This window comes from Pseudoalteromonas sp. SR45-5 (genome assembly GCF_014163565.1).
Lineage (GTDB): Bacteria > Pseudomonadota > Gammaproteobacteria > Enterobacterales > Alteromonadaceae > Pseudoalteromonas > Pseudoalteromonas distincta.
Map to the genome: position 1 here is coordinate 1 of NZ_JACJDN010000306.1, position 4,722 is coordinate 4,722.

The following is a 4,722-nucleotide window of genomic DNA, read 5'->3' on the forward strand; positions in this document are numbered from 1 at the left end:
AGCACGTAGTAATGACTTTTATAGTTTAGATGAGTTGCTTGAGGAGCTATATAGCCAAGTGTTTAACGCGTCATCACCTAATACAATGACAGGTAAAATCACTCAGCGCGTGCAATTTTTAACTGGGTAGTAATAGCTTACAAGCATGCGTGTAAGCAAAAAGGCCTAAAACTAGTTAGTCGTTTAGATGAATCGTTAAATTGTGTATGTAAACTGGATCATCAACGTTTGCAGCACACACTTACAGAGTTAATTAGTAACGCTATTAAGTTTACACAAAAAGGTGAAATTACTGTTTCAGCTAAGCTTTTAAATGATGAATTTCATTTAACGGTGAGTGACACTGGCAGCGGCTTTTCGAAGAAGATTACCAGTCTTGAATTTGACTCATTTAAACAAACCAATCACTTTCAAGGGTTAAGAACTGGCCTAACCCGGGTTCAATACGTTGTAAAAGCACTGCATGGTGAAATTACTTTTACAAATAATAAAACTCATGGTGCTTTGGTGTCTTTGTATTTACCAGTGACTATAAGTAAAGCCCTCCCAACACCTCTTAAAGTAAACGACAAGCTAACGTGTTTAGTCGTTGAAGATAACCCATTAAACACTATGTTATTAACCCGTATACTTAGTTTATTAGGTTTAAGCTATGATTGCGCAGAAAATGGTAAAGTCGCGTGTGATATGGTGAGTGAAAATCAGTACGATATTGTTTTTATGGACCTAAATATGCCTGTAATGGATGGGTTTGAGGCTATTAAAAAAATACGTTCCGATCTTAATAAAGTAATGCCAATTATTGTTATAACAGCAAATACCTCACAAAATGATATAGAGCGAGTTTATGAATACGGAGCTAACCTCCATATCCATAAGCCAATAAGCCAGCAAGCAATTAAAGACGCATTAAATAGTATTAGCGTTGTTAGTGAAATAAATTAATTTTGCAGATAACAAGCTTGCTAAGCACTTTTAATATACGTTAACTTGCTGTTTTAAGGTTTATTAGGAAAAGTTAGTGCAGTCAATTACGCTTGAGCAATTTAATGGTTACTTACAAGGGCAAGGTAAAAGCCGTTACGATATATGCAACCTAGATTGGCAAGTAAACCTAGGAGAACATTGGTTACTTTTAGGTGCTAATGGAGCTGGTAAATCTGCACTGACAGCTGCGTTAATCGGTGAGGCTAAGTGCGAAAGTGGTAAGCGTATAAGTAGTATTAATAAGCTTATGCTCGTGTCTTCAGATTCGCATAAACAGTTACTAGCTCAAGAATTAGAGCATGATAAGCACACCCTCGTTAAAGACCTTGTTTTTACAGGGCATAGTAATAATGATGAGTTATTAGCGCAGCTAATAGAGTTATTTAAATTTAGCTCATTACTAAATAGGCATTTTAGAGACCTTTCAACGGGTGAAACTCGTAAACTCCTACTTATAAAAGGACTCAGCTCCCATAGTGAGTTAGTCGTGCTTGATGAGCCATTTCATGGACTCGACGTACAATCTTGCCAGCAGCTTAATAAAATACTCATAGAACTTAGCCAAATTATTACTTTTGTTTTTGTACTAAACCGCCTAGACGAAATCCCTTCATTCATTACTCACTATGGCTATGTAAACCAAGGTTGCTTGTTACATACTTTGGCAAAGCCAGGCAGTGAGCAATTGAGTGATTTACTAAAACTACTTCATTTAGAACATACCTCATTGGATGTGCCATCTCCGGATACTGAACAAGAGCAAAAGGCATTCACCGGTAATACCTTAGTTAAATTGAGTAATGCTAAAGTTAGTTACAGTGATGTAAGCATATTCAAAAATCTCAATTGGACTATAGAAAAGCATCAGCATTGGCAGCTCAGTGGAGCGAACGGTTCAGGCAAAACATGCTTATTAAATTTAATAACAGGTGATAACCCACAGTGTTATAACAATGACATTGAAGTGTTCGGTTTTAAACGTGGGACAGGGGAGAGTATTTGGGATATAAAACAGCATATTGGTTTTATATCTAACGCGCTACATATGGATTACCGCGTAAGTATATCGGCTTTAAATACTGTTATTTCAGGATTTTACGACAGCATAGGTTTATATCAAAAACCGAGCGACGCACAAATTAATATTGCTAAGCAGTGGCTGGCATTTATTGGTTTAAGTGACAAGCAAAGCACCTCATTCACCCAGCTATCGTACGGCGATCAGCGTATGTTATTAATTGTGCGGGCTATGGTAAAACATCCAACGTTACTTATTTTAGATGAACCTTGCTTGGGCTTAGATGAAGCAAACAGGCAGCGTGTACTGTTACTAATAGAGAAAATTTGTGCTGCCAATACAAGTACTGTGATTTATGTAAATCATCATGCGGCAGACAAAATTAAAGGAATAGAAAATTACTTAAAAATGGAAGACTTTCATTAAAAGCTTAGAGAAAGGTTGAGCGAGAATTCACTCAACCCATTTTTATTTTAAAGACGAGTAACGCTAAAACCTTTATCTCGAAGCTGTTTAAGTAACCCGTGTTTTTCAGGTAAGTGCAGAGCACCTACAGCAATAAATAGCTGCTCGTTTGCTAAACGCGGTGTGAGTTGTTTAACCCAATTATTATTGCGGTTAGTTAGCATTACTTGCTCGCTAATTTCACCGTAATTACTGTCATCAAAACTCATGTTGTAGTAATCGGTTAGTGTATCCATGTCACCGCTTTTCCATGCATTAACTAACTTGATAAAGTAAGTATTAATATCGGCTAGTTGCTCAAAAGTTTCTTCAATCATTTCATTGCTTAATAGCGCCATACCATCAAACATTTGTAGTTGTTGTTCTAGGGTTTCAAGCTCGCCAATTTTAATATTATGCTCTTTAGCATAACTAAGCACTTGCTTATCTATGCCGGTTTTATCCGAATAACCTGCATTTTGAAATTCAATTTGCATCATAGTTACCATAACAGCCCAAGGCTTTAAGCCATTAAACATAGCAATATCAATCGACTTTTTAGCAAAGTAATCTTTTAACTTGGTATAATTTTGTTTTGAAAGCTCAGTTTGCAACGTTTTACCGTCACTTAGCATCATAAATGGCATTGAGCGCTGCTGCATCTCAAGGGGAGTAAGTTTGCTTATATCAACTTCAACAATGACTTCTTTGCTTGCACTAATTGCATCGGTTACATTTTTAGGTAAGCCTTTCATGCTGGCATCACCAACGTGTACAGTGCCAAACAAGTAAGAGCTGACGCCATTTTTTTCTATTTTATATAAAGCAGGAGCTGCATAGCTGTTAAGGCTAAATGTTATAAGTAATGCCACAATAAAAAAGTGGCTAACACGGATAAGAGCATTCATGGTTTGTCCTTAAAATCTCAAAATTAGTAGTGTAAATACTAACCTAAATTTACTTCAGAGGTAACGTTAATATAAACGTTAGCGTATTGCTTTCGGTATTACTGGCCGTAATAGTAAAGCCATTTAAGTTACATAAGCTCTGTACAATAGATAATCCTAAACCATGGCGCTGGTTATTAGTTCTAGATGAATCTAGCTGATAGAGCGGGTCAAAAATAGCAGTGAGCTGTTCACTACTTAGTGGTTTATTTACTTTGTTACTAACAGAGATGGTCATGTTTGTGCTGTTATTTACGGCAGTTAATTTAATTGGTGCCTCAGAGAGTCCATAAAATAGTGCGTTATCGATTAAGTTACATAAAATGGTATTTAAACTAAATTCGTCAGCATTAAGTGTAAACTCGTCAGTTATCTCATTATTTAAACGCGCTTTAATACTTAGGTGCTTAAAGGTCAGCTCATCAACAATTTGATTTACTAGGTTATTTAGAATGATATTTTGTGCATTTAATTGCATTGCACTGCTACTTGAGCGCTGCAACAGTAATAGGTTGCTAACAATTGTTTTCATGCGCTGTGAAATATTAAGCACATCACTGGTATAGGTGTCGCTAATGCGTTTATCGTCAGGGTAGCGAATAGCCACCTCTGAGAGGCTTATTAGTTCAGCTATTGGGGTTTTAAGCTCGTGTGCAATGTCGCTTGTTAGGCGTTTTTCATTACTATAGAGTTGCTGATTAACGGTAATAAACTTATTTAGCTCGTTACGTATAGGTTCTATTTCTTCTACTTTAAAGTCGCTTTCTATTGTTTGCGCAACACCGGTAATATCGAGTAACTTAATTTGGTCGTTTAAGTTGTGTAGCGGGTGTAGGCCTTTATTTACAATACGTGTCACTAAATAGCGCACACCAAACACACCAAGCACACAGGTTAAAATAAAAACCAGATCAATAATAATCAATACTTTATTAAGTTCGGCGGTGGGCGCTGCAATCGCAAGAGTCATGGTATTAAAAACAGCAGAGTGGGTGGGATTTCTATCATCTTTTTGGGCTACAAAGTGACTTATAAGTGCGCGGCCATCACGCCCGTTAGGAAGCTCGTAATCTATAATTTTAGATTCGTTTATCGGCATTTCTAAAAAAGGCAGGTTAGCATTTTCATAAAGCTCTAATGAGTCCGAGCGCTCAAACACATCACTGCCATGCCATAACTGGTAAAACTCCGTGGCATCGGCTGCTTCATACTCCGACATAAACTCACCAGCAAAATCAAATTCAACCACGTTGTTGTCATCTTCAACTAAGGTTTTTAAGTAGTTAGCTTTGTTAGTTAAAGACTGATTGAACTGATCTTCCACCC

General features: G+C 36.9%; 4 protein-coding genes. 2 read left to right on the plus strand and 2 right to left on the minus strand.

Annotation, left to right across the window (positions count from 1 at the left end; all coding sequences use genetic code 11):
* The first annotated feature begins 228 nt into the window (after positions 1-228).
* Both H5072_RS12065 and H5072_RS12070 read left to right on the plus strand, forming a co-directional pair.
* Entirely contained in the window at positions 229-945 is a 717-nt protein-coding gene (locus H5072_RS12065; protein WP_259395935.1) for a hybrid sensor histidine kinase/response regulator, read from the plus strand.
* A gap of 76 nt (positions 946-1,021) precedes the next feature.
* Positions 1,022-2,431, plus strand: coding sequence for an ATP-binding cassette domain-containing protein (locus H5072_RS12070; RefSeq protein ID WP_182693657.1), 1,410 nt, complete (start codon positions 1,022-1,024; stop codon positions 2,429-2,431).
* Between the two features lie 47 nt (positions 2,432-2,478).
* Here the strand turns inward: H5072_RS12070 and H5072_RS12075 are convergent, their stop codons facing one another.
* Positions 2,479-3,357: a TraB/GumN family protein gene (locus tag H5072_RS12075; RefSeq protein WP_024600390.1), complete on the minus strand. Its 879-nt coding sequence runs from the start codon at positions 3,355-3,357 to the stop codon at positions 2,479-2,481.
* A gap of 49 nt (positions 3,358-3,406) precedes the next feature.
* Positions 3,407-4,722 (minus strand): HAMP domain-containing sensor histidine kinase (locus tag H5072_RS12080; protein ID WP_182693658.1); only part of this gene is annotated, 1,316 nt, incomplete at its 5' end.

Bases quoted from the DNA above. Each gene is read 5' to 3' on its own strand.
- H5072_RS12075 (WP_024600390.1), bottom strand. From the start codon at position 3,357: ATGAATGCTCTTATCCGTGTTAGCCACTTTTTTATTGTGGCATTACTT.